At 39.8% G+C, this 24,945-nt stretch carries 24 protein-coding genes; 6 read left to right on the forward strand and 18 right to left on the reverse strand.

Annotated elements, in window-relative coordinates:
* Nucleotides 1–21 precede the first annotated feature (21 nt).
* Both KF872_08180 and KF872_08185 read left to right on the forward strand, forming a co-directional pair.
* Nucleotides 22–1,974, forward strand: a complete 1,953-nt coding sequence (locus KF872_08180) for a hypothetical protein (protein MBX2903522.1) — start codon at nucleotides 22–24, stop codon at nucleotides 1,972–1,974.
* 21 nt (nucleotides 1,975–1,995) lie between these two features.
* Nucleotides 1,996–2,616: a response regulator transcription factor gene (locus KF872_08185; protein MBX2903523.1), complete on the forward strand. Its 621-nt coding sequence runs from the start codon at nucleotides 1,996–1,998 to the stop codon at nucleotides 2,614–2,616.
* Nucleotides 2,617–2,628: 12 nt separating this feature from the next.
* Here the strand turns inward: KF872_08185 and KF872_08190 are convergent, their stop codons facing one another.
* Nucleotides 2,629–4,680, reverse strand: a complete 2,052-nt coding sequence (locus tag KF872_08190; protein ID MBX2903524.1) for an acetate--CoA ligase family protein — start codon at nucleotides 4,678–4,680, stop codon at nucleotides 2,629–2,631.
* 5 nt (nucleotides 4,681–4,685) lie between these two features.
* Nucleotides 4,686–6,074: a tyrosine phenol-lyase gene (locus KF872_08195; GenBank protein ID MBX2903525.1), complete on the reverse strand. Its 1,389-nt coding sequence runs from the start codon at nucleotides 6,072–6,074 to the stop codon at nucleotides 4,686–4,688.
* 196 nt (nucleotides 6,075–6,270) lie between these two features.
* Between KF872_08195 and KF872_08200 the strand changes: the two genes are divergently transcribed.
* Nucleotides 6,271–7,260, forward strand: coding sequence for a hypothetical protein (locus KF872_08200; protein ID MBX2903526.1), 990 nt, complete (start codon nucleotides 6,271–6,273; stop codon nucleotides 7,258–7,260).
* Between the two features lie 62 nt (nucleotides 7,261–7,322).
* Here KF872_08200 and KF872_08205 read toward each other — a convergent pair whose 3' ends face one another.
* The 15 genes from KF872_08205 to KF872_08275 all read right to left on the reverse strand — a co-directional run bounded on the left by KF872_08205 (nucleotide 7,323) and on the right by KF872_08275 (nucleotide 20,629).
* Nucleotides 7,323–7,727: a hypothetical protein gene (locus tag KF872_08205; protein ID MBX2903527.1), complete on the reverse strand. Its 405-nt coding sequence runs from the start codon at nucleotides 7,725–7,727 to the stop codon at nucleotides 7,323–7,325.
* A gap of 58 nt (nucleotides 7,728–7,785) precedes the next feature.
* On the reverse strand, nucleotides 7,786–8,622 hold the full coding sequence (locus KF872_08210) for a lysophospholipase (GenBank protein ID MBX2903528.1): 837 nt from the start codon (nucleotides 8,620–8,622) through the stop codon (nucleotides 7,786–7,788).
* Between the two features lie 105 nt (nucleotides 8,623–8,727).
* Nucleotides 8,728–10,302: a F0F1 ATP synthase subunit alpha gene (gene atpA / locus KF872_08215; protein ID MBX2903529.1), complete on the reverse strand. Its 1,575-nt coding sequence runs from the start codon at nucleotides 10,300–10,302 to the stop codon at nucleotides 8,728–8,730.
* Between the two features lie 137 nt (nucleotides 10,303–10,439).
* Nucleotides 10,440–11,264 carry a gliding motility protein GldN gene (gene gldN, locus KF872_08220; protein MBX2903530.1) on the reverse strand — a complete coding sequence of 275 codons (825 nt, stop codon included), beginning with the start codon at nucleotides 11,262–11,264 and terminating at the stop codon, nucleotides 10,440–10,442.
* A gap of 21 nt (nucleotides 11,265–11,285) precedes the next feature.
* Entirely contained in the window at nucleotides 11,286–12,899 is a 1,614-nt protein-coding gene (gldM, locus tag KF872_08225) for a gliding motility protein GldM (GenBank protein ID MBX2903531.1), read from the reverse strand.
* Nucleotides 12,900–12,969: 70 nt separating this feature from the next.
* Nucleotides 12,970–13,767: a gliding motility protein GldL gene (gene gldL, locus KF872_08230; protein MBX2903532.1), complete on the reverse strand. Its 798-nt coding sequence runs from the start codon at nucleotides 13,765–13,767 to the stop codon at nucleotides 12,970–12,972.
* A 121-nt stretch (nucleotides 13,768–13,888) separates the two neighbouring features.
* Nucleotides 13,889–15,154 carry an SUMF1/EgtB/PvdO family nonheme iron enzyme gene (locus KF872_08235; GenBank protein ID MBX2903533.1) on the reverse strand — a complete coding sequence of 422 codons (1,266 nt, stop codon included), beginning with the start codon at nucleotides 15,152–15,154 and terminating at the stop codon, nucleotides 13,889–13,891.
* 133 nt (nucleotides 15,155–15,287) lie between these two features.
* Nucleotides 15,288–16,265 (reverse strand): PorP/SprF family type IX secretion system membrane protein, encoded by a 978-nt coding sequence (locus KF872_08240; GenBank protein MBX2903534.1) that lies wholly within the window; start codon nucleotides 16,263–16,265, stop codon nucleotides 15,288–15,290.
* 52 nt (nucleotides 16,266–16,317) lie between these two features.
* Nucleotides 16,318–16,893: a hypothetical protein gene (locus KF872_08245; protein MBX2903535.1), complete on the reverse strand. Its 576-nt coding sequence runs from the start codon at nucleotides 16,891–16,893 to the stop codon at nucleotides 16,318–16,320.
* Nucleotides 16,894–16,911: 18 nt separating this feature from the next.
* On the reverse strand, nucleotides 16,912–17,448 hold the full coding sequence (locus KF872_08250; protein ID MBX2903536.1) for an NAD(P)H-dependent oxidoreductase subunit E: 537 nt from the start codon (nucleotides 17,446–17,448) through the stop codon (nucleotides 16,912–16,914).
* Nucleotides 17,449–17,500: 52 nt separating this feature from the next.
* Nucleotides 17,501–17,818, reverse strand: a complete 318-nt coding sequence (locus tag KF872_08255; protein MBX2903537.1) for a cytochrome c — start codon at nucleotides 17,816–17,818, stop codon at nucleotides 17,501–17,503.
* 35 nt (nucleotides 17,819–17,853) lie between these two features.
* Nucleotides 17,854–19,095 (reverse strand): NADH dehydrogenase (quinone) subunit D, encoded by a 1,242-nt coding sequence (gene nuoD / locus KF872_08260; protein ID MBX2903538.1) that lies wholly within the window; start codon nucleotides 19,093–19,095, stop codon nucleotides 17,854–17,856.
* Between the two features lie 13 nt (nucleotides 19,096–19,108).
* On the reverse strand, nucleotides 19,109–19,639 hold the full coding sequence (locus KF872_08265) for an NADH-quinone oxidoreductase subunit C (protein ID MBX2903539.1): 531 nt from the start codon (nucleotides 19,637–19,639) through the stop codon (nucleotides 19,109–19,111).
* Nucleotides 19,640–19,652: 13 nt separating this feature from the next.
* Complete coding sequence (locus tag KF872_08270) at nucleotides 19,653–20,192, reverse strand: NADH-quinone oxidoreductase subunit B (protein ID MBX2903540.1); 540 nt, start codon at nucleotides 20,190–20,192, stop codon at nucleotides 19,653–19,655.
* 71 nt (nucleotides 20,193–20,263) lie between these two features.
* On the reverse strand, nucleotides 20,264–20,629 hold the full coding sequence (locus KF872_08275; GenBank protein ID MBX2903541.1) for an NADH-quinone oxidoreductase subunit A: 366 nt from the start codon (nucleotides 20,627–20,629) through the stop codon (nucleotides 20,264–20,266).
* 222 nt (nucleotides 20,630–20,851) lie between these two features.
* Here KF872_08275 and KF872_08280 point away from each other — a divergent pair, with 222 nt between their 5' ends.
* Nucleotides 20,852–22,066: a glycosyltransferase gene (locus KF872_08280; GenBank protein MBX2903542.1), complete on the forward strand. Its 1,215-nt coding sequence runs from the start codon at nucleotides 20,852–20,854 to the stop codon at nucleotides 22,064–22,066.
* A 40-nt stretch (nucleotides 22,067–22,106) separates the two neighbouring features.
* Here the strand turns inward: KF872_08280 and rnk are convergent, their stop codons facing one another.
* Nucleotides 22,107–22,517, reverse strand: a complete 411-nt coding sequence (rnk, locus tag KF872_08285) for a nucleoside diphosphate kinase regulator (protein ID MBX2903543.1) — start codon at nucleotides 22,515–22,517, stop codon at nucleotides 22,107–22,109.
* A 292-nt stretch (nucleotides 22,518–22,809) separates the two neighbouring features.
* Between rnk and KF872_08290 the strand changes: the two genes are divergently transcribed.
* Both KF872_08290 and KF872_08295 read left to right on the forward strand, forming a co-directional pair.
* Nucleotides 22,810–24,540 (forward strand): M23 family metallopeptidase, encoded by a 1,731-nt coding sequence (locus tag KF872_08290; GenBank protein MBX2903544.1) that lies wholly within the window; start codon nucleotides 22,810–22,812, stop codon nucleotides 24,538–24,540.
* A 32-nt stretch (nucleotides 24,541–24,572) separates the two neighbouring features.
* The gene (locus KF872_08295; protein MBX2903545.1) at nucleotides 24,573–24,941 is read left to right on the forward strand and encodes a diacylglycerol kinase family protein; all 369 of its coding nucleotides are present in this window, start codon (nucleotides 24,573–24,575) and stop codon (nucleotides 24,939–24,941) included.
* Nucleotides 24,942–24,945: the final 4 nt, after the last annotated feature.

Genomic DNA, 24,945 nt, shown 5'->3' on the forward strand with positions numbered 1-24,945 from the left:
TTTTGGAATCCACTTAATGGCATGAAAAAATATCTATTCTTCCTACTCCTTATCTGGAGCGCACAACGGCTCACTGCACAGCAGCAAGTTGCCGATAGTTTATTGCAAGTATTACCCGGCATAAAACACGATACCGCCAAAGCCTGGCTACTACTGCGCATTGGCTATGCTCTACGCGATGTAAACATTAAGCAAGCATCTGAGTATATCAATGAAGGTTACGCCCTCAGCAAAAAAATAGCTTTTAAGAGAGGCATTTTAAAAGGCTCTGTAGAAAGAGCCGGTTTATTCCAAGCAGAAGGAAATGTGGACTCTGTATTTGCCTGCAATAAAACCACACTCCTCCATGCTAAAGAATACAACGACACCATTTACATGGGCATTGCCTATGCTAATTTAGCTGAGTCGTACAACGATTTAAACGATAAGGAAAATGCACTTTCCACGGCATTAAAAGGGCTAGCCATTATTGAAAATTCTAACAACGATCTTTTAAAAGAAGACACCTACAACCTGCTACTAAGAATTTATGTAGGAAGAGAAGAATTCTCTAAAGCATTGGAATATGGAAATAAAGCACTGGAGTTATCGCACAAAATGAACTTGCCACAACGCCAAGCCCTTACTCTCATCAACATTGCAGAAATCTACACAGAAACCAAAGACTATAGCAAAGCCCTAGAATACAGTTTGCAATTTATTGCCATTTGCAAACAAATAGAGAACGAAAGATTTGAATCCTACGGCTACAGTACACTTGCCAAAATCTACCTCTTAACCAATAAGGTTGAACTTGCCAAAAGCAATGCCGAAAAGTGTATGATCTTGTCAAAAAAAATTGGTGATAAATCCAACGAAGCAACCGCTTTAAAAATTCTTTCCAACTGTTACCTACAAACCCAAAATTACACTTTGGCAAAAGAATATGCAGAAGCCGCATTGGCTATTAACCAAGCACAGCACGATAACGAAAACATTTTTGCCAACAAGCGAACACTTGCCAACATTGCATTTGCCACCGGAGACACCAAAAAAGGAATTCAATTAGAGCAAGAATGTCAGCAATTTCAAACAACATACATTCAAGGAGTGCTTTCTAAGCAATCTTCAGAGCTAGAAAAAAAATACGAAACACAAAAAAAAGAAGCACTCATTAATTTGCAACAAATACAACTACAACACAAAAACATTATCACCTACTTATTGGTAGGAGTTATAGCAGCCCTACTGCTCACTTTGTGGCTATTCTTTCGCAACTACAAACAACGACAGCACTTACAACAAAAACGCATCTCCGAACTCGAAACAGAAAAAAAATTAGCTGCCACCGAAGCTGTTCTAAAAGGTGAAGAACAAGAGCGCGGACGCTTAGCAAAAGACCTGCACGATGGCTTAGGCGGCATGCTTTCCGGAATAAAATTTTCTTTAAACGATATAAAGGAAAACCAAATACTCACGCCAAACAATGCACACGCATTTGAACACAGTATGCATTTGCTCGATAACTCTATTAAAGAAATGAGGCGCGTAGCACAAAACCTTATGCCCGAATCGCTCTTAAAATTTGGGTTAAACGATGCCCTTTCAGACTATTGCAACGAAATGAATGCTAAAGGTATGCTAAGGGTGGTTTACCAATCTTTCGGACTAAAGGAAGTAACTGTAGAACAAGCACTTTCGGTTTCTATTTATCGCATTACGCAAGAGTTGCTAAACAACATCGTTAAACATGCCGAAGCCAGCAAAGTAATCGTACAAATTTCTATTGCCAACAACCAAATTCAACTTACCGTAGAAGATAATGGAAAAGGAATAAACCACCAGCAATTAGAAACTGCGCCCGGTGTAGGTTGGAAGAGCATTCAATCGCGCGTGGCTTACCACAAAGGAACCATCACCCTGCAAACCGATGCCGGAAAAGGAACCTCCGTAGTAATTGATTTTCTACTGGAACAAGACAACCACCACTTCTAAACTTCAATAAAACCAATAAAAATGAAGGCTAAAGTTTTTGCAGTAGATGACCACTTTATGGTAATAGAAGGCATAAAAACCATCCTCCAAAACGAACCCGATATTGAATGGATAGGGCACGCATTTAATGCCGAATCTTGCCTTGTTTTTTTACGCCACCAGCAACCCGATATCCTTTTTATGGATATCAACCTGCCCGATAAAAGCGGTCTTGAGCTTTGCAAAGAAGTAGTACAAAAATATCCTGCCATTCACATTATTGGGCTAAGCACTTTTAATCAACTAAGCTACATTTCTAAAATGATAGAAAGTGGCGCTGCGGGCTATTTGCTTAAGAATGCAGGCAAGCAAGAAATTCTGCAAGCCATTGCTGCTGTTTTAAATGGTAAACAGTTCTTGAGCATAGAAGCCTCCGAGGCTGTAAAACGAAACAATACCAACGATGCGCTGCCTACCTTAACACGCAAAGAAATAGAAGTACTTCAACTCATTGCCGAAGGTTGTACCAATGCCGAAATGGCAAAAAAACTCTTTGTAAGCGCTGCTACTATTGACACGCACCGCAGGCATCTATTAGAAAAATTTCAAGCTAAAAATACGGCCGCACTTATTAAGCAAGCAGTACAATTAAAGTTCGTATAACCCAGCACCTCTTTACTTTTCTATACATATTCTTACATCTACTACAACCATGCTGTTTTCAGTTGCCTTTATAGGATTTAAGTCTATTTCTGCTATCTCCGGAGCAATATGAACTAAAGCTCCCACACGCATAATTACATCTATAAATTTTTCTTTATCCAAACCCTTTTTGCTTCTGTAACCTTCTATAAGAGCATAGCCTTTTAATGATGTTATCATACCCATTACTTCCTGCCTACTCATGGGTGCTAATGCCGAAGCTGTATCGTTTAGCAATTCAAGAAACACACCTCCCAAACCACATAATACCACATGCCCAAAGCCACCCTGCTTTACTGCTCCGCAATAAAGTTCTTCGCCTACTACCATTTCTTGAATCAATACACTTGTGGCATTCTTAATACGCATAAGTTGGTTAAAAGCCTCAACAGCTTGTGCCTCATTTTCAATGCCCAAAAGCACACCTCCCACCTCTGTTTTATGAATAGGACCAACCACTTTCATTACAACAGGAAATGCCATATTTTCCCTAATGGCGGCAATAGCTGCCGTAGAAGACACCTCTAACTGTCTTGCAGCAGTTATACCCGCTGCATCTAATAATTCGCGGCACATTTCAGGTTTTAAAAAGCCTGCCGGAGCAGCGTTTACAATAGAGCGAACAGCTACAATATCCATTGCCGGCATCATTGCCCTTTCAAACTCATTTAATGTTGTTTTATACACCTGTGCCAATGCTTTTCCAAGATTTACTTCATCTGGAAAATTCACCCTTCCTTTCGATAAAAAATGTTTGATTTCCTTAGCTGCATTCATAAGCGAAGGCAATACCGGAAAAATAGGTTTGGTGCAAGAATTTATTTTGGCATCCAACACTTCATACACATCTTTTACATTAAACAAGCCGGGGCTGCCAAACACCACTACCATTCCGTCTATTGCATGATGGTGTTCACAAAAATCAATTATGGTACCCAGTTGTGCTGCCGTGCCGGTGGCCAAAAAATCTATTGGATTACCAACCGAAGAACCCGGATTTAGTTTGCCAAGCAACTCTCTAGTATCATTGGCACTTAATGGTGGCACATTCATTCCGTTAGATGTAAGCGCATCGGTAAGCATTACTGCCGAACCTCCGGCATGTGTAATAATGGCAATGTTCTTCCCTTTTAACTCTTTGGTTTGAAAAACGCTGGCAACCGCAATCAATTCATCGCGGCTGCTGCAATATACTATACCACACTTCTTAAACAAAGCTCTAATTACCGTATCGGAAGTAGCCAAAGCTCCGGTATGCGAAGATGCCGCGCGCCCACCAGCTTCGGAATAACCCGACTTAATTGCTGCTATGCGGCAACCCTTTTGCCGAAGCGAAGTTGCGTGCTTAATAAACTTAAACGGATTCTTTATATGCTCTAAATATAACAGTTTTATTGCGGGGCTTTTTCCGTGAATAAATGTGGTATCCATATACTCCAGAATTTCTTCTACGCCCGTTTGCGATGCATTGCCAATAGAATATACGTTTGAAAACTTTAAGCCCGTTAACAATGCCGATTCCATAATAAAAACGGCAGTAGCTCCGGAACTCGAAACCAATTCACAGCCCAATGTGTGATACTGCGGCACAGGTGTGGTAAATACACCTTTATAGGTTTCATTTATTACACCAATACAATTAGGGCCAATGAGTGTTGCCCCTGCGCTGTTTACCATTGCTACCAATTGCTTTTCTATGGCAGCACCTTCGCTGCCTGCTTCGGAAAAACCTGCCGAATACACAATAAAAGCCCTAGCTTTTTTGGCTATGAGTTGCGCTACTGCATCTACACATTGGTTGGCGGGAATGGCTATAATTGCCAAATCTATATCCGGTAAATCTTCGATAGCAGAAACATACTGTATGCCTTCTATTTGTATATGCTTTTTGTTTACCGCATACAGTGTGCCGCTAAACTTTCCCTCCAATAAATTTTGAAGCACTTTGCCTCCCGGCTTGGCAATATTCTCCGATGCGCCAATTACGGCAATGCGCTTGGGTGCAATAAACTGTGGCGTAATCATGCTTCCTATTTTATCTTTTCGAAGCGTGCTTGGAAGAAACGCAAATACTTTGGCTCATATACCATTTTCAATCCTTTTATTTTCTTCCTTTTATCGAAAACTATTGCAGTAGATTCGGCCACTACATCCATGTGTGCCTGTGTGTAAACACGCCTTGGAATTGTAAAACGCACCAACTCTAGCTTGGGATAATAGTTGTCTCCGTTTGGCTTTCGCCCTGCCGAAACAATACCTCTTTCCATAGTTCTTACTCCCGAATCGGCATATATTTCTGCTGCTAAAGTTTGTGCCGGAAATTCATCTTGTGTAAGGTGTGGCAAAAAGGCTTTGGCATCTACAAAAATACCATGTCCGCCAATTGGTTTCACAATAGGAATACCAAACTCTTCCATACGTTTCCCTAAATACTCAACCTGCCCAACTCTTGCCTTTTGGTGATAATCGTTTAAGCTCTCTTTTATACCAACGGCAATGGCTTCCATATCGCGCCCGGCTAAACCTCCGTAAGTATGCAAGCCTTCGTACACCACTACCAAATTTCTTGCTTCTTCAAATACATCCCAATCGTTGGTAGCCATAAATCCTCCAATGTTTACCAGTGCATCTTTTTTAGCACTCATGGTAGCGCCATCGGTAAGTGAGCAAATTTCCTTTACTATTTCTTTAATGGTTTTATCGGCATAGCCTCTTTCTCTCTGCTGAATAAAGTACGCATTCTCTGCAACACGCGTCATATCGTGTATAATGCGAATACCGTGCTTGCGTGTGTATTGGCGCAGTTCTTTCAAATTTTTGATGCTAATGGGTTGCCCGCCTGCCATGTTTACATTAGTGGCTATACACACATAAGGAATTTTTTTTGCCCCATGTTTTTTTACTAATGCTTCGAGTTTGTTTATATCCACATTGCCCTTAAATGGAAATTCGTTTACCGGGTCGTGCGCTTCATCAATAATAATATCTACAAATGTTCCGCCTGCCAACTCTTGGTGTAAACGCGTAGTAGTAAAATACATATTACCAGGAATAATATCGCCTTTCTTAATTAGAATTTGCGAGAGTAAATTTTCGGCTCCGCGCCCTTGGTGTGTGGGAATAACATACTTATAGCCATAATACTGTTGAATGGCGCTTTCCATCAAAAAGTAACTTTTGCTGCCTGCGTAGGCTTCATCTCCGGTCATAAAAGCACTCCATTGGCGATCGCTCATAGAATTGGTTCCGCTATCGGTAAGCAGATCTATATACACATCCTCTGAGTTCAGTAAAAAAGTGTTGTATCCTGCCTCTTTAAGTGCTTTTATCCGCTGGGGCTTGGTTGTCATTTTCAACAATTCTACCATTTTCATTTTGTACGGTTCTGCCCAAGAACGCCTTGCAAGTTTTACTGCCATGTTGTGTAATTTTTAATTGTTTGAATAGTGCCGAAATGCGCATAACACATAGCTTCCACCTATTCATTGTTTTGCAAATATAAATTGGATATTTTTATCCGATTTAAAAATAAAATCTTCCTCTTAAAATCAAACTATTTAGCGCTTCATTAAATTATCTGTTGTAACATAGCTGCCTGTTTTTGAAATATTACTTATGGAACTTCAATACTATAATCCCTTCAGGCACTTAGAATTTCAACAAAATATTTGCTTTTTAACCGGAAAGAAATTAGAAACAGATGAACAGCATACAGTAGCAGCTTTCCCGGAATGGCTGGTAGAGCGCTATCACTTACAAGATGCAAGCATTGCCATGCTGGGAGGCAATAGAATGAAGTATAAAGACATGCTGCTGCCTGCTTCGCAGGAAACGGCTGCCGCTATTAAACATTTAGATAGCATAACCCAAACCGCCTTCGAACATGGCTATGATGCTGTAATACAACTGCCGGAGCACACCATATTTCAATGGATGGCAAGGGTGCTGTATGGCGTACTATATCAAGATTTGGTGTATGCCATTCGCCAACACCAAGCCAAAGGAAAAAATTTCCAAATCTCTGATGTATTACAATTGCGGTTAAAGAACTTACATCTTATGCTGCAATCGCTGGTTACACCAATAGAATTTAATGGCTTCGTGCCATGGTCTATGAAGTGCTACAGCGTAAATATTTCAAAAGATATTTTGAACTATAAAGACGAAACTCAAGACCTTAATTTTTGCTTGGGAATGAACGGCTTTGGCATAATTGCCTGCCTGCAAGACAATGGCGCAGTTGCTCAATTTAACCACGATGTTTTGGAAAAAATAGGTGCCGCCACACTACATCCCGCACAGTTTGAAGAATTGTACGGCAGATTTGTTTACAGCAACTATCTACTACGTAAAAATTCTAGTTATATGCTTACCGAAAGCAATGGTAAATTAATCTTCAACCTACCTGAAGATGTACAAAATACACCTCCACAATTTGCAACATGGCAAGATGAAGTATTTGCACAAGTACTGGCTAACCTATGGCGGCCGTGGGGCATTACTTTAGAAAAAATACACCAGTTTCCCAATTCGCCCATAAGCTATTTAATAGATGAGCGAACCTACCAATTTATAGAAGCCGAAAAAGTTGATTTACCATTTTAATAAAACAAAAAAGCCTACCTTTTAATTGCAAAAAAGTAGGCTATAACTAGTTTACTGAATGTTTAATCGGTTCCGTCTAATGCCGAAACTTTATTGGCTTTAGCAGCTTTTTTAGCTTCTTTATACTTAGTTAATTGTTCAGGAGTAAGTATTGCCCTTACTGCTTGTTTATACTCACTGCGTGCAGGCGCCAATTCCTTCTTTATAGTTTCTTTACTATCGGCTTGGCCTTTATACTTTCCTCTAACAGCATCCGCTTTACCGATACGAGTCAGCGCCAATTCTTTCACTTTTGCCTTTTGGTCGGCAGAAAGCGTTACAATTTTATCTAACTCATCTACGTTTTTTTGTGCACGTTGCTCTGTAGTGAGTTTTTCTTTTTTCGCAGCTAATGCAGCTGTTTGCTGTGCATGGATGGTGGTAAACATAGACACCAATCCAATTGCTAATACAATTACTTTTTTCATGTTGTGTTGTGTTGTTTTTCTTATTAACTGCTAAACAATTAAAAGGTTTAATGTTTGGTTATAGAAAACTTTCGAACCAAGCGGTTATGTATTCCAATACTTTCTTTCTGTCTTCTTCCGGTTCGTTGTGCAGCTCGTGGTAATAGCCATCCCACAGTTTTAGGGTAACCAACCCTCCATTGTGATTCTTGGTAAACTCCTCGCTGCCTTTGTAAGAGGTAATTCTATCTGCAGTGCCATGCATAACTAGTAATGGAATGCGCAAATCGCTGGCATGCTGCAATGCGTACTTTGCTGCTTTATAGAACCCCAAAAACATTCCTGCGGAAACTACATTAAGTACTCGGGAATTCTCTTTGTATTTTCGCACTTCGTTCTTATCGCGCGAAATTGCTTCTACTTCTAAGTTTGTTTTCTCGGTAAATTTTGGATAGATATTTACCATGAGCTTTGCCAACAACACCTTAATTGCCGGTGGCTCAAATGCTAATTTAAAAAGTGGCCCTGTTACCACGGCTGCCTTTATATTCTTAGGTTGGCGCTGTAGTAAAAAATTGGTAACAATATTGCCACCCAAGCTGTGTCCGTATAAGAAAACAGGTAATCCCGGAAAGCGTGTTCCAGCCTCGTGTGTAATACTTCTTACCGTATCGAGTAAATCGTCATAACTATCTGCATGACCGCGTTTACCTTCCGTTTTCCCATGCCCCAAATGGTCGAAAGTAAGTATGGCAAACCCTTTTTCGCACAAGAATTTTGCCACATGTTCATATCGATCGCTAAACTCTGCAAAGCCGTGCACAATACACACGACAGCTTTGGATTGTGGCGGTGCCCAACCTTGTGCATATACTTTCTTACCCTCGTAATCCCAAGACCATTCAAAGTGATTCATAATTATTTGATATTGAATTCCGAAAGTAGTATTTCAAACCTTGCAAACAAACAAAAAGCCGATTGAAAAATCAATCGGCTTTTATGTATTAAGTATCTAAAAATACTATTTGTAGTTCAGTGTTAGTTCCTCTGCTAGCTTGGCTAAAGTTTTTTCCACATCTTCGGTAAGCGGCTGGCGGCAAGCCTTCAATACATCAGGGAAGCGTGTTTCTAACTGTGTAATAAAGTCTTTCTCAAATTCGCGCATTTTATTTACCGGAACTCCCTTTGCTAGGTTTTTGGTTCCAATAAATAAGATTGCAATTTGCTTATCTACTGAATACGGTGTAAACTGTGGTTGTTTCAAAATTTCCACATTTCTTGCCCCTTTATCTAACACGGCTTTGGTAGCTGCATCTAAATCGGAACCAAACTTACTGAAAGCTTCTAATTCGCGGTACTGAGCTTGATCGAGTTTTAATGTTCCTGCCACTTTTTTCATGGCTTTAATTTGAGCATTTCCTCCTACACGGCTTACGCTGATACCTACGTTGATGGCTGGGCGCACACCGGAGTTAAACAATCCTGATTCCAAGAATATTTGTCCGTCTGTAATAGAAATTACATTGGTTGGAATATAAGCAGAAACATCTCCTGCTTGGGTTTCTATAATTGGCAATGCAGTTAAAGACCCTCCACCTTTTACTAAATGGCGGATGCTATCCGGAATATCATTCATTTGTGATGCCACATCTTGGTTGGCATTTACTTTTGCGGCACGCTCTAGCAAACGGCTATGCAAATAAAATACATCCCCCGGATAAGCTTCGCGTCCCGGAGGGCGTTTTAGCAATAACGAAACTTCGCGATATGCTACGGCTTGCTTAGATAAATCATCGTACACAATCAATGCCGGACGACCTGTGTCTCTAAAATACTCACCAACAGCACAACCTGCAAATGGCGCATAGAACTGTAATGGAGCCGGATCGGCCGCAGAAGCGGCTACTACTACGGTGTATGGCATGGCACCATTATCTTCCAATACCTTTACCACCTGCGCTACTGTTGATGCTTTCTGCCCACATGCAACATAAATACAAATTACAGGCTCTCCTTTATCGTAGAACTCTTTTTGATTGATAATTGTATCAATAGCCACTGCAGTTTTACCTACTTGGCGATCGCCAATTATCAATTCTCTTTGTCCGCGCCCAATCGGAATCATAGCATCAATTGCTTTGATCCCTGTTTGCAACGGCTCATTTACCGGCTGACGGTAAATTACACCCGGAGCCTTACGCTCCAATGGCATTTCATATAAATCTCCATTTACAGGTCCTTTCCCATCTATTGGCTCACCTAAAGTATTAATAACACGACCCAACAAACCTTCACCGGCTTTAATAGAAGCAATTACTCCTGTTCTTCTAACGGTATCACCTTCCTTAATTTTTTCAGAAGGTCCCATGAGTACCACACCCACATTATCTTCTTCCAAGTTTAATACAATTGCCTTAATGCCGCATTCAAACTGCACTAATTCGCCCGCTCTTGCATTGGTTAAACCATATACGCGCGCAATACCATCGCCCACTTGCAATACGGTTCCTACCTCTTCTAACTCGGCAGCGGATTTAAAGTTTCCAAGCTGCTCTCTAAGAATTGCCGAAATTTCTTCAGCACGAACTTCTACCATGAATTTCTATTTAGATGATTATTTCAAAAATTTCTTTTAATGCTTTAAAAAGCGGGGCGAAAGTAGGTGATTTTATAGTAAGGCGCAAAAAAAAGGGCTGCAAAATTGCAACCCTTCTGTATAACTTATCAAAAATCTTAATAGTTCCATAAATCGTGCTCAAAAACAAAGATATCGTTTTTGATTTTATCGCTTTCCAACAAGCCGTCAATTCCGGCTGCATACTCAGCAATTGTGCGATCGTAAACGTTAGATTCCTTAGAGATGTAGCTGGCAAATTTACGTGCCTCAAACAAGTCTTCCCAACTTAAAGTTACCGCATCGTTTTTAGGATTAAATACTTCGTACTTAGCCAAAACGGGGCGAAGATCCGGATAATATACCCAATACATTGGTTGATCCCCCAATACGGTTTGTGTATTTTGATCAATCTTCTCAGACACCGGACAAATACCGATGATACGAACCATCATAGTTGATGTTTCCTCATCAAACACCCAATCTTCTTTTAAGCGAAACTTTACCACATGCATAGGATTAAACTCAGTAGTAGATACTACTTGCTTTTCCTCTAATGTAATTGGATCCACCACCATTGAAGTATCTGTACTTGCACCAATTTTTGAAACATCGCCAACAGGCATTACCAATTTAAACTGGTCTGCATTATCAACTGCCGGATCGTACACGGTAATTTCTCCATTTTTTGCAGCTGTATGAATAATATCAATCAGCGGCATCTGCGGATAACGAAACGGAAGATTCATTTTCTCGCGAGTATCAATTGTTCTCCATATACGCTTACTCCAAAACACATCGGCTTCACGGATGTAATCGTAAGGAATAATTTCGCGCTCCTTATTCAGCACTTTTTGGTAAGCACCATCTAAGGGTTCTTGCGCAAAAGCAGTTGTGATGCCCATTGCTGCAACTGCTATAAACATTTTTGCCACTGTTTTCATAACAAACTACAAATTATGAGATTAGATAATTTTAAATGCCAATTGAGGAATTTTACGTTGAGCACCATCTGGTCCAACTACTTTAATATCATCAAAGATAACGATTTGTTTAGCTTTTAAGCCTTGCAAAATACCTTTGATTTTAGCACTGAACAATGGACCACTTACTTTCTCTTCAAAGTAATCCGGTCCTTTTTGGTAACCCATTGTAAAGCTAACCACGTTAAAGCGGGCTTCAAAATCGAAATTCTCCAACAACGCAACTAAGCCGGATTGAACTTTCAAGTGTCCTGCGGCAGTTGGTCCACCACGCAAAGTACCACCCACTGTTGGTACTGGATCTGGAATTCTTTTTATACGGAATTCTTCTGCACCCATTTGCTGTACTTTTCCATCAATTTTAGCAGAAACATTGATAGTTGTTTTTCCAGGAGCTTTCACGCGAGCTGTATAAGTACCATCTGCATTTTTGGTAAGTGCGCCATCGCCTTGGAATGAAGCACTAATATCGTTTGAGCTTACGCCCGGAACAGATATTTTCATTGGATTATCTACTCCAATGTAAAGTACATTCATTTTGGTTGGAGCAATTACCACGGCACGAGCACCCACTTGGTAAGCTGCCTCAAATGGATAGAAAGTGTAGCCACCTTTAGGGTTTTTAAGCCTTACAGCACCAGAGTATTTTTTCTCACCTACACCACGCCCAACTGTTTCATACTGACCTTTTCCTGCAGCCATTTTATCTAGCTTTTGGAACCCGGCAGGCAATTTATCGTCTTCTACTTCTTTTTCTTTCCATCCACCGGTGTCTTTGTCTTTTTCAAATCCACTTAAACCCCCAATGAAAACTTCAGGATTTTGAGTTGAAGAAGATGCAGCTACGAAAATTTCTGATTTATATGGTTGTCCTTCCAACACATATCCTGAAGGTGCAATTACTGCAGCCGCCAGTTTATCGAATTTAAAATCTAATGCACCAATCTTTTTAATTAAGAATTCAATTGCTGCACCCTCCGAAGCAGTAACGTCATTCTGAAACTTGGTAAGAATGGTAACTGCGGCAGTAACCGGAACGTGATTAAATGTTTTAAACTCCCATGCGTTTACACCAAGTTCATTGGCAGCCTTTTTGCCTTTGCTTTCGGTTGTAAGTGGAATTTGCAAATCGGGTGAACTCAATTTTAATAACTCTGCTCTTGCATTGTCTATCTTAGCTTTTAGTTCTTTACCTTTTTTGCCATTTTCTTCTACAAACATTCTGGTTGCATGATCGATATTGTCGCGTTGTTCAATTTCACCAGTTTCCGGAACTATTCCACCTGCAGCCTTAATCAATTCCTGCTTTCTGTCTTCAATGAATTTATTTAAGTCGTCAGCAGTTTTTTTTACCTGCTGAGCTTTGTCGTACCATTCCTTTGCTTTAACCGGGTCTTCTTCTAATTTTTTCTGAAACCCCTCGTAGATATCATCGTTCTTACTTTTTAAAGAAGAATTAGAATTTAAAAGACCATCGTTTACCAAACGGAATGCGTTTAATACCTCTGTTGAAACGTTTAAGGCAAGAAGGGCAGTTAACACGAGATACATCATGTTAATCATCTTCTGCCTAGGCGTTAGTTTTCCACCAGCCATTTTTTTGGTTTAGTTTTTAGTTTTTTATTAAAAATTATTCTCTGCTATTCACAACTTAATTTCTACACAATTATTGCGCTTTCATTGCAGAAAGCATATTGCCGTAAACTGCATTTAATGAAACTAAGTTTTTATTCAACTTACCTAATTCATCTTTGTACTTCACCGCATCGGTAGCAGTTCCGCTTAATGCTTCAGCGGCAGAGTTTAAGTTTCCGAAGAACTTATTCATTGCTTTAAGGTGGTTATTAGAATCTTGTAATTCTAATTCGTAAATAGCATTCAACTGTGAAAGGTTTTTAGCCATTGCTTGAACTTGCTCTTGGTATGTTTTGGTAAACTCAGCACCTTCTGCAATTTTACCAACAGAACCGGTTGCAGTTGCTGCAGCTTGTGCAAAAGAGTTAATAGTTCCAGAAGCATTTTTTGCGCTATCTGCAAATCCTTTTGCGGCAACAGAAGCGTCTGTAAGATCATTTAATTTACCAGTAGAGTCTGCTAATGATTTTAAACTACCTCCTAAGCTATTGATAAGTTCAGGACCTACCTTTGCATCGCTTAATGCCTTATCTAATTGTTGGGTTAAAGATTTTTCTCCCTTCTTAGGAGTTTCGCCACTAAGTGCTAATTCCGGGTAAACTCTATCCCACTCATAGTGCTTCTCTACGTGTTGAGGCTCGAATGCAGAAATTAAAAAGATAATTACCTCTGTACCCATACCTGCTATAAGCATAATATTAGCTCCGGGCCAGTGCATAATTTTAAAAAGCGCCCCTGCAATAACTACCGCAGCACCACCTGAGTATGCATAGTTAAGAAGTGTTTTTCCTTGTTTTGTTTCGAACATTGACGGTTTTCCTGATGCCATTTTTCTAAGTTTTTAGTTTTTGATTTTGTTAAACAAATAGAGATTTATGTGAATTTTAATTTAAAAATACACCTACTAAAATTGAGCTTTTTACAATAATAACTAACGGTTATTAGGGAGATTATTTGCCATCCATAATATCGCGACCTAAGAAGGTAGTGATACAACGGAAGCCAACGTAAGATTTTGCAGAATCGGCATACTCCCAGTGGCGTGTTCCACACTCAATGTAGTAACCAATATCTTTCCAAGAACCTCCACGAATAGATTTTCTTTTTAATGTTTCTGATTCATTACCTTCTGCATCGTAACGAATATCTGGGTTCAAATCATGAACGAAAGAGTATGCGTTTTCGTAGAAAGCAGATGAAGTCCATTCTGCAGCATTGCCTGCCATGTTGTATAAACCGTAATCGTTTGGCCAGTAAGCATCGGCACGAACGGTATAAAAACCGCCATCCTCAGGATAGTTACCACGTCCAGGTTTAAAGTTAGCTAAAATACAGCCTTTTGAGTTTCTTACATAAGGACCGCCCCAAGGGTAAGGTTGATTCTTTTTACCGCCACGAGCTGCATATTCCCATTCAAATTCGGTTGGCAAACGGAATTCATCTAACAATGGTTCGCCTTTTGCGCTTCTGTAATCTTCCCAAAAGCGGGTTCTCCATGCGCAGAAAGCTTTTGCTTGATACCAATCCACACCTACTACCGGATAGTCGTCAAAAGCCGGGTGGCTAAAATAGTGGCGAGTCATTGGCTCGTTGTAAGAGTATGTAAAGTCTCTTACCCAGCACAATGTATCTGGATAAATTGGAGTTGCTTCTTTTTTAATGAATGAAGTGCGGTCTTTTCCGCGGTTTTTAGTAAGTGAAGCTCCTTTTAAATCGTACCACTCATAAACGTAGTGCAATTTATTTGGATCAATTTCTTTACGACCCCAAATTCTTTGGTTTTCAGGGTAGTAAATTTGATCTAACTGTTCGTTAGCTTCTTTACCATTCCATTCAATTTTTTGTTTCCAATCAATTTGAGATTTCCCGTCTTCGCGCTCGGTGGTGTGCTCTAAAAGCGTGTGAGCTGCAGAATCGCGCACCCAGTTTACGAACTGGCGATACTCATTGTTGGTAATTTCTGTGTCGTCCATATAAAAGCCAACCACAGAAATTTGTTTGGCTTTAGAGTTGTACGCAGAATTAACGTCTTGGTCGCCAGGTCCGATGTGTAACACACCTGATGGCACAAACACCATTCCGTAAGGAGTAATCGGATTCCAGCGCGGTCTATCTAATTCTCCAATTAACTGACCGTTGTACCCGCCACTACATCCTGCGGCAAAGAGAGTTGCTGCTATGGCAGCCTTGCCGAAGAAACTGTTTAAGTTTTTCATGTTCTTGTTTGCTTGTTTGGCTCTTTTTTGAAGAGCGTAAATATATATACTTTTCTCTTTTCCAAATATTTTCACCCAAAAAAATATTACGTTAAGAATTTTTTTTTGTTTCGACACGCTGTTTCATCCACACCTATAAGAAGCGCGGATTGTGATATATCAACGGTTTGCGCTCTTTCTTAACGTAAGAAATAATATATGCTGCACTTACTTCGTGGCTGCCGGAATTAAAACTTTTTAGCGTTGAAATATTGATATCATAGGAATAAACCAACCTAAAACCTTTATATGTGAAACCTACAAATGGGGCAACAGCATCTATTGAATTTCCATTGTAACCTCTAAACGAAATGCCGGATAAAAAATTGCGTGCAATGGTTGCATGCAATGCTACATCCATTTGCACTTTTTTAAAATCGCTCTTTAGGAAGAGCGATGGCATGAGTGAAAATTTCTTTGAAACATTAAAATCGTAACCTCCACTCACGAGTATGTTACGTGCATAATTTAATTTTAATCCCGATTGGAATTTAGCAACAGATGCCGCAATATGGTTAACTGCTACACCTGCAAACCAGTTTTTGTTATTGAAATAAATACCGACTGAAAAATCGGGTGCTACTGCTTGCTGAAGGCTTGTTGGCAGGTAATCATCACTATGGTTTATACCCCCATTATAGTTACCATCGGGTGCGCGTAATTTTTTACCATCTAAACCGATTTGCACCAACCCTATTCCTACGCCTGCGCTTATATTTCCCCATTTCATTTTTTTGCGATAATTGTACTGCAACGAAACATAGGTTGATCGCAATGCTCCGGCCAGGTCGTTTACTACCGAAATACCAACGCCTGAACTTGCAGCATGAATTGGAAGATTAACTCCAAAGAATTGGGTATTGATGGCAGTGGCTGCAATATTTACATATTGACTGCGGTGGAGTGCGTTTATTTCTATTGCATCTGCCGAGCCTGCATAAGCAGGGTTAAAGATGGCACGGTTGAACATATAGTGCGTAAACTGCGGTTCGTTTTGAGCAAACAATTTTTGTATGCTACAAACTGCAAAAACAACTACTGTAAATACAATAACTTTATTGAATGAAGACATTGCTTTTTCAAAGATAGCTTTTTCCTGTTGTGTGTGGCGTACTTAACTTCATTTATATACCTATGGATTTCATGAGTATAGCTTCCACCATTTGAAATACGTGTTCCGGCTTATGTTTCCGCCATTCAACTATTTCGTAATGGTTACCCATTTCTATGTGGTAATGAATTTTTTGCATTCGCATTTCATGTACCACATGTTCTCGAAAATTGAGTGCTACTACCCAACCGCCTTCATCGCGAATATCTTCGAGCCATTCTTCGTAATACAAATCGTCTGAAGCGTGGAAATTAAGTACATTTTCGCCAATGAGCAGGAACTTGAAAATGTTATTCTTTATCATAACATCTATTAGCCCGCGTTTGAGTTCCATGATGTCGTTATGCAGCGTATCGTTCCATTCACCCATAAGTTCAATAATGGCAAAGTTGAATGTATAGTCTGCAAAAAGTACTTTGCAATAGAGGGTGGAGGAACCAAAAAAATCCCACTGTGGATGAATGTAATAGTTATAGATTTTTTGTGTTAGCTGAAACTCATTGTACTGTTTTCGATAAAATGGTGAGTTTTTATCGTTGGATGCAATGTAATAGTTGCGCCACAAATAGTATGGTTCAATCTCGTGCATAAAACATACCGCCCGGCATTACACTTTGCTTAGCATGGTAATTTTTCCTGCGCGGCAATCTTCAATTAACTGGTCTATTTTTTCTTCGGTAAGAAACTCATGATAAAAATCGCCTAACTGCATCATAGGAGCATAACCGCAAGCGCCAAGGCATTCTGTAGCTTTTACACTAAACATGCCATCGGGCGTAACCTCTCCTTCGCTTACACCTAATTTTTTGCATGTATATTCTATCATATCTTCTGCTCCACGCAATACACAACAACTGGTTCTACAAAACTCGAATGAATACTTGCCCACAGGCTGCTGATTATACATGGTATAGAAACTCACTACTTCATATACTTCTATTGGCTTAATATTGAGTATTTCTGCTACTTTATCCATTGCTTCAACAGAAAGCCAATGTTCATTTTCATCTTGTACTTCATGTAAAATAGTAAGCAGAGCGCTCTTTTGCTTACCTTCCGGGAAGCGTGCTTTTAATGCTTCTATTCTTTCTTGAAGCCTGTCGGAAATTTTTACTTCCTTGTTTAATTTAATATTTAAACCCATAATAATTATATTCTAAATGCGAGTGAGTTTTATATACTATGTGCGGCTTACACTACTTGTGCCAACTTAAAATAAGATCTGCCACCGCCTCTATTTCTTGTGTGTTTAATTTATCTGCAAATGCCGGCATGTGCCCTTTGCCATAGCTGATAACTTTTACCAATCCGGCTTTATCTAGCGGAATTGTTTTTAGGTTAGGCGTGCGTTCATCTTTAACACCATCTGCACCATGGCAGCGTGCGCAACTTTTAGCAAAAATGTTTGTACCACTATACACTTTTTCTTTAGTAGCGGTGGGTGCAGCTGATTTTTTGGAGCAGGCGGCAACTGCTAATAATAGTGCAATGGTTGAATAAAATAAAATACGCATAACGGTATTGTTTTATGATTTAATAATGATTTGCTTTAAGCATCTAACTCTCCGGCAATAACATTGAGTGAACTCATAATTAAAATAGCATCGCTCAGCATGGCACCTTTTATCATTTCGGTATATGCTTGGTAATAAATAAAACTTGGTCTGCGGAAGTGTAAGCGGTATGGCACTCTGCTGCCATCCGAAACAAGATAAAAGCCTAATTCGCCATTGCCGCCTTCTACTGAGTGATACACTTCACCTTTAGGTACAGGAATTTCGCCCATTACTATTTTAAAATGGTAAATGAGTGCTTCCATATTGTTATACACCTGCTCCTTTGGAGGCAAATAATAATCAGGAACATCGGCATGAATTGGCCCCTCCGGCAAGCCTGCTAATGCTTGTTCAATAATTTTTATGCTTTCCCACATTTCGGCATTGCGTACGCAAAAGCGATCGTAGGTGTCGCCACTTTTGCCTACCGGAATAATGAAATTAAAATCTTGATAGCTGCTATAAGGTGTTGCCACACGCACATCGTAATCAACACCTGCAGCACGGAGGTTGGGCCCTGTAAAACCATAGCTCATAGCTTTTTCTGCACTAATGCCGCCAACATTTATGGTTCTATCCATAAAAATTCTGTTGCGTAGTGCCAGTTCTTCAAACTCTTGTAAGCCTGCTTTAAATTCTTCTAAGAATTTGCGGAGCTTGCGAAAACCTGTTGCACTTAAATCGCGCTCTAAACCTCCAATGCGCCCCATGTTGGTGGTAAGGCGTGCACCACAAAGTTCTTCATATATTTCATATACTTTTTCGCGGTATTGAAATATGTATAAGAACGGTGTAAATGCCCCCGCATCGAATACTAAAATGGAATTACAGATAATATGGTCTGTAATGCGTGCCAATTCCATCATAATTACACGGAGATATTGTGCGCGTTTGGGAACTTCTACACCTAATAGTTTTTCTACCGTCATCCACCAGCCAAAGTTGTTGATAGGTGCAGAACAATAATTTAACCTATCGGTTAAAACATTGATTTGGTAAAAGGGGCGGTTTTCGGCAATTTTTTCGAATGCTCTGTGGATGTAGCCCAATGTTTGCTCGGCATCTACAATTTTTTCGCCATCCATGAGCAACACGTTTTGAAAAATTCCATGCGTTGCCGGGTGTGTTGGCCCAAGGTTTAATATACTTAATTCGCTGCCGTCTTCATTTTCGCGCTGGCGAATGAGTTCGGCATATTTTTCTTCAATTGAAGCAGGTTTAATCAGCTGGCTCATTTCTTTATCGAATTCAGTTTACACTTAATTTTTGTGGTTCTCTTCCGAAATATCTATCGTCTTTATCGGTTCTTCCGGCATCTTCTAACGGGTATTCTTTTCGCAATGGGAAAGAAACCATTTCATCCATATTTAAAATGCGTTTTAAATCGGGATGTCCTTTAAATGTTATTCCGTAAAAATCATACGTTTCCCGTTCTTGCCAATTGGCAGAATTAAAAAGGGAAGTAACGCTTTGCACTTCGGGATTTTCGCCATGCAAAAACGCCTTAAAACGAATGCGCACATTGGCCACCCAATTGTGCATGTGGTAAATAGTGGCAAACTGCCTTTCCACAGTATTATCCGGGAAATGTGCGCCACATACATCTGTTAGAAAAGTGAAGCCCATTTCTTCGTTGTCGCGCAGCCACTGCATTACTTCCAGCACTTTGGAACTTTTTACTTCAAAAGTAAGCATACCCCACGGTTCTTCGAAGGCGGTAATAGCTTCGCCAAATTGAGCGGTAAGTTTTTGTTGAACTAATTCATTTGTAAGCATAATACATCCACAGTTTTTAATTTACAACAATGCCATAGCTTGCTAAAAGCGACTTATACTCGGGTGAATTTCTTCTGCGCATAGGTTCGTTTTTTACCAACTCTTGCAGTTTCATTACGCCATCTAAAATTTGTTCAGGGCGTGGTGGACAGCCAGGCACATACACATCTACCGGAATAATTTTATCTATTCCTTGCAGTACTGAATATGAATCGAACACACCTCCGCTGGTAGCGCAAGCGCCAACGGCAATCACCCAACGCGGCTCCGCCATTTGTTCATATACTTGTCTTAACACAGGTCCCATTTTTTTGGCAATGGTTCCCATTACCAAAAGCATATCTGCCTGGCGGGGCGAAAATGAAGGGCGCTCGCTCCCAAACCGAGCTAAATCGTAAGTAGAGGCCATAGTTGCCATAAATTCTATACCGCAACATGAGGTAGCAAAAGGCAACGGCCACAAACTTTTACTGCGCGCTAACCCCACTACTTGGTCTAACACTGTAAGTTGAAATCCTTCTCCGTTTATTGCCGGTGGCATTATTACATTGCTCATATTCTATATTTTATCTTAATCGTGCAAGCCACTTTGCGGGCATGATTACTTTATATTTTACTTCTTAGAATTTACTCCCAGTCTAAAGCGCCTTTCTTAATAATATAATAAAAACCCACTAATAGCATGCCCATAAACAATATCATTTTAACCATGCCATCTGCTCCCATCTCACGAAAATTTACCGCCCAAGGATAGAGGAATATTACCTCCACATCGAACAGTACAAACAAAATAGCTACCAAGAAATATTTGATTGAAAAAGGAATTCTTGCATTGCCAAATTGCTCCACACCACATTCAAAATTGGCATCTTTTACTTTTGAGTGCCTGCGTGGACCAATAAAGTGCGAAATTAAGATTGTTGCCCCTACAAAGCCAGCGGCAAACACAAACTGCATTACAATTGGAATGTATCCTGCAATAGAATTATTCATAACTGAAGATAGAAATGGGTTTCAAACGTACATAAATTTTATTACGAAATATACATGGAAGTTGTTTTGATTTTCATCGGCAGCACAATTTGGCACAGAACATCCATTCCTACTTTTAGAATTAAAGTTGTAAAGTAAAGGCGGGATTAAAAACTAAATGTAATTTCGTGCCTCTATGAACACTAAAAGAGCCTAACTTTTTTAGATGGGGCAAACACCTTTATGAACAATACACTTGTCTTGCTCACGGCAGCATTTCCGTATGGTAGCAGCGAACCCTTTTTAGAAACAGAAATAACGTACTTAGCTCAAGGCTTTAATCGTGTAGTAATTATTACTGCCGATACAAAAAACACTAACATAAGGGCGCTGCCCCCCAATTGCGAAGTGCTGCGAATGGATATTGATTTTACGGTAAAATTACGGCTGAAAAGTTTGCTAAATTACCTTAACCCCTTGGTAAAAGAAGAACTAACAACGGTTGAAAAAGCATATAGACTGCAACCCTCCAAAAGCATTTTAAAAACAATGCTTATTTCCTTAGAAAGGGGTGAAAAAACAGCGCAGTTTATAGCACAACAACACTTTAACTACGCCACCACAGTTTTTTACAGCTATTGGTGCGATGATACTGCCCTAGGGTTGGCACTACTTTCCCAGAAACAACTTATAAAAGCAGTTTCCAGAATACATGGCTGGGACAGTTATTTTGAAAGAAGCCCTATAAATTACCTGCCATTTCGGCAATTTATTACAGAACACCTCCGCCAAATAATTTCTATTTCGCAAAATGGTATTGACTATGCCGCTACGCACTGGCAAGTAGATAAAAACAAGTTTCTTCTTTCGCGCTTGGGCATAAATGGACAACAGCAATTGGATCTTCAAAAAGGCAATGAATTTACAATAATGAGCTGCTCCAATATAATTCCATTAAAACGAGTACACTTAATTGCCGATGCGCTTCACCAAATTACCGATTACAAAATTAAGTGGATACATTTTGGCGATGGCACAGATATGCCAACACTTAAAACCCGGCTTACCACCTTACCCGGCAACATAAAAGCAACATTAAGAGGCAGAATTCCAAATGTGGAAATATATGCTGCATACCATGCAGAAAAACCTCACTTGTTTATCAATGTAAGTTCATCGGAAGGTGTGCCTGTTTCGATAATGGAAGCCATGAGTTTTGGCGTGCCTTGCATGGCAACCAATGTGGGCGGCAATGGAGAAATTGTAACCAACGAAAACGGCTGCTTACTACCTTCTACACCAAGTGCCGATTTAATAGCACAAGAAATTAAACGCTTTATTGGCATGAGTTCTGCAACCTACACACAATATTCCAATGCGGCATTTCAAACATGGAATACAGCATATAATGCAGCCCAAAATTACACTGCACTTGTAAATAATTTAAAGAGTTTGTGAGTATGCTTGGTGTTTAAAGCACTTGCTGCACACCTTGTTTCTATAAATCGTAATCGCCTGCAGCTTCGGGCTGGTACACTATTTCCTCTATTTTAATTTTAGTAAGTCCGGCAGGCACTACCCACTCAATTTCATCTTGTACTTTATAGCCAATGAGCGCAGTAGCAATGGGCGAAAAAATAGAGATTTTATTTTCCTTGATATTAGCTTTATCGGGATATACAATTTGAAATTGTACCACCTTATTGGTATTCAAAAAATTCAATTTTACAATTGAATTCATAGTTACCACATCGGCAGGAATGGCATCCGGCTCCACTATCTCGGCTGAACTCAATTCATTCAACAACTTTTCTGCTTCAACTTTATTTATAGTATTCAACTGCTTAGCATCGTTAACACTCTTCTTGATCCGCGCATAATCTAATCTGGTTACTATCAATTTACTCATACTTCAATAAAATAAAGGTTGCTAATAATATAAAACTTGCAAAACACAAGTTAAACGCAGCAAATATAATCCGATAAAACATATTCGCTTTTTTATGGCATTAAAGTTCTATAAAATCAGAAAAAGCAGCCATGCATACTTGGCTTGTTTACTACTGCCTTCTACATTTGGTTATTAACTATTTATTGTAGAAATCTATCGTTGAAAAGGGATTATACTTTTCTACATTCGTGGCAACTACTACACAAACACTTGCTGTTTTTTCAGCAATAAAAACAAATAGAATTTTATCATGAAGTCATTGCTTGTTTACTTGGTTGCACTACTCAATTCCACCACACCTGCCAGTAAACTAGCCAACGAACCGCTGCCAGTTTTCCCGAAAGAAGATTTTCGTTCACCGGTAGATATTCCGGTATTGCTTGCGGGCAATTACGGAGAGCCGCGCAGGCTACACTTCCATACCGGCCTAGATATTCGCACCAACCAAATGGAAGGGTTGAATATTTACGCCATTGCCGATGGCTACGTGAGCCGAATAAATGTAAGCGGAGGCGGCTATGGCAAAGCCTTATACATTACGCACAAAAACGGTTACACTTCGGTATATGCCCACTTACAACGCTTTTCAGATAAAATTGAAAAACGCTTACAGCAAGAGCAATATGCCAAAGAATCGTTTAGTGTAGATTTTAGTTTAAACCCAAGCGAGTTGCCCGTAACACAAAGCGAAATTGTGGCACTAAGCGGCAACACCGGAGGTAGTGCCGGACCTCACTTGCACTTTGAAATTCGCGACTCTTTAGAGCGCCCCATCAACCCAATGCTTTTTGGCTTTAATCCAAAAGACAACATAAAACCAATTATCAGTTTTTTAAAATTTTACCCTCAAGACGAAAGAAAATTTTACAGCACAGGCTATCGCGTCCGCACCGTTGGGTCTGGCGGAAAGTACCAGGTAGCAACAGGTTCGGTACTGTTGAATGCCGATGTGGTGAGTTTATCGGTAAATGCTTGGGATGCCATGAACGGCACCGGAAACCAAGTGGGTGTATATGGAATGAAACTGCATGTAGATGGCGAAAAAAAGTTTGAATTCAACATGAACCGTATGGCATTTAGCGAAAAACGCTGTGTGCTCAGCCATGTAGATTATCCCATTTTTATGAATGAAGGAAGACGCAGTTTTCATAAATGCTTTGTAGATCCCGCTAATGAATGCCCATTATATACCGATGTGGTAAACAGAGGTATTATTGATTTAAGCGATGGAAAACCCAAGAAAGTATATATTGAAGTATATGATTTTGAAGGCAACACTTCTACCTGCGAGTTTACATTGCAAAAAAGCAATACCGCTACCACTTTTAAAACACAAGAATTGAAATACAGCCAACTCCTTTTACCCTTTCAAAACAATGTGTTTAAAACCGAGGAAGTAACCTTCTCCATTCCCGAAAAATTTCTATTCGATACCATTCCTTTTCAATACAAACAAACCGCTACTGCCGAGCCTTCGTTCTTCTCGGCTATTCACCACTTAGATAAATTCACCTCCATGCTTTTTGATTTTGCCTCGCTTATGATAAAAGCTACCAAACCATTACCTCCGGGAAAAGAAAACAAAGCAGTAGTAGTTTGGAAAAACGAGTTTGGAAGCTGGGTAAGCAAAGGAGGAAAATACGATGGCTCGTTTGTGAATACAAAGGTGCGGGAATTTGGCGATTACAGTATTAAAATTGATACTACACCACCGCGTATAACTCCATTTAATATAGTTCCCGGTAGAAATATGCGTCCGCACAAAATGGTAATGTTTACCATTGGCGACAACCTGAGCGGCATTAAAGAATTTGATACTTACATTGACGATAAGTGGGTAATTAGCGAATACGATGCCAAAAGAGCCAGACTCTTTCACAAACTCGATTTATCTATGCCACACGGCCAACACGAATTTAAAGTAGTGGTAGTAGATGAACGCGACAATAAGGCAACCTATACCGTAAAGTTCTTAATGTAAACAATGCCCATCTTACAGCAACAGCTTACTGTATGAAACGATTCCTAAAGAGTTTTCATTTTGCTTTGCAAGGTTGGCAAACCGCTCTAAGCGAGCAACCAAATTTACGTTTTCATTTAACGGCACTTTTGCTTGCTACCATACTTGGTTTAGCGTTTAACATCACTTTTTATGAATGGCTGGCAGTATTTATTGTAGCAGGATTGGTAATAACAGCCGAGCTCTTTAACTCTGCTATTGAAAAAGTAGTTGATTTAGCCTCGCCAAGCATACATCCGCTGGCAAAGCAAGCAAAAGACATTGCTGCCGGAGCAGTATTAGCAGCAGCAGCTACTGCTGCAGCAACAGGCATACTTATTTACGGAAAATACTTATTGCAGTTTTTAAGCGATTACCTATAGCACA

The organism is Chitinophagales bacterium (genome assembly GCA_019638515.1).
Lineage (GTDB): Bacteria > Bacteroidota > Bacteroidia > Chitinophagales > LD1 > UBA7692.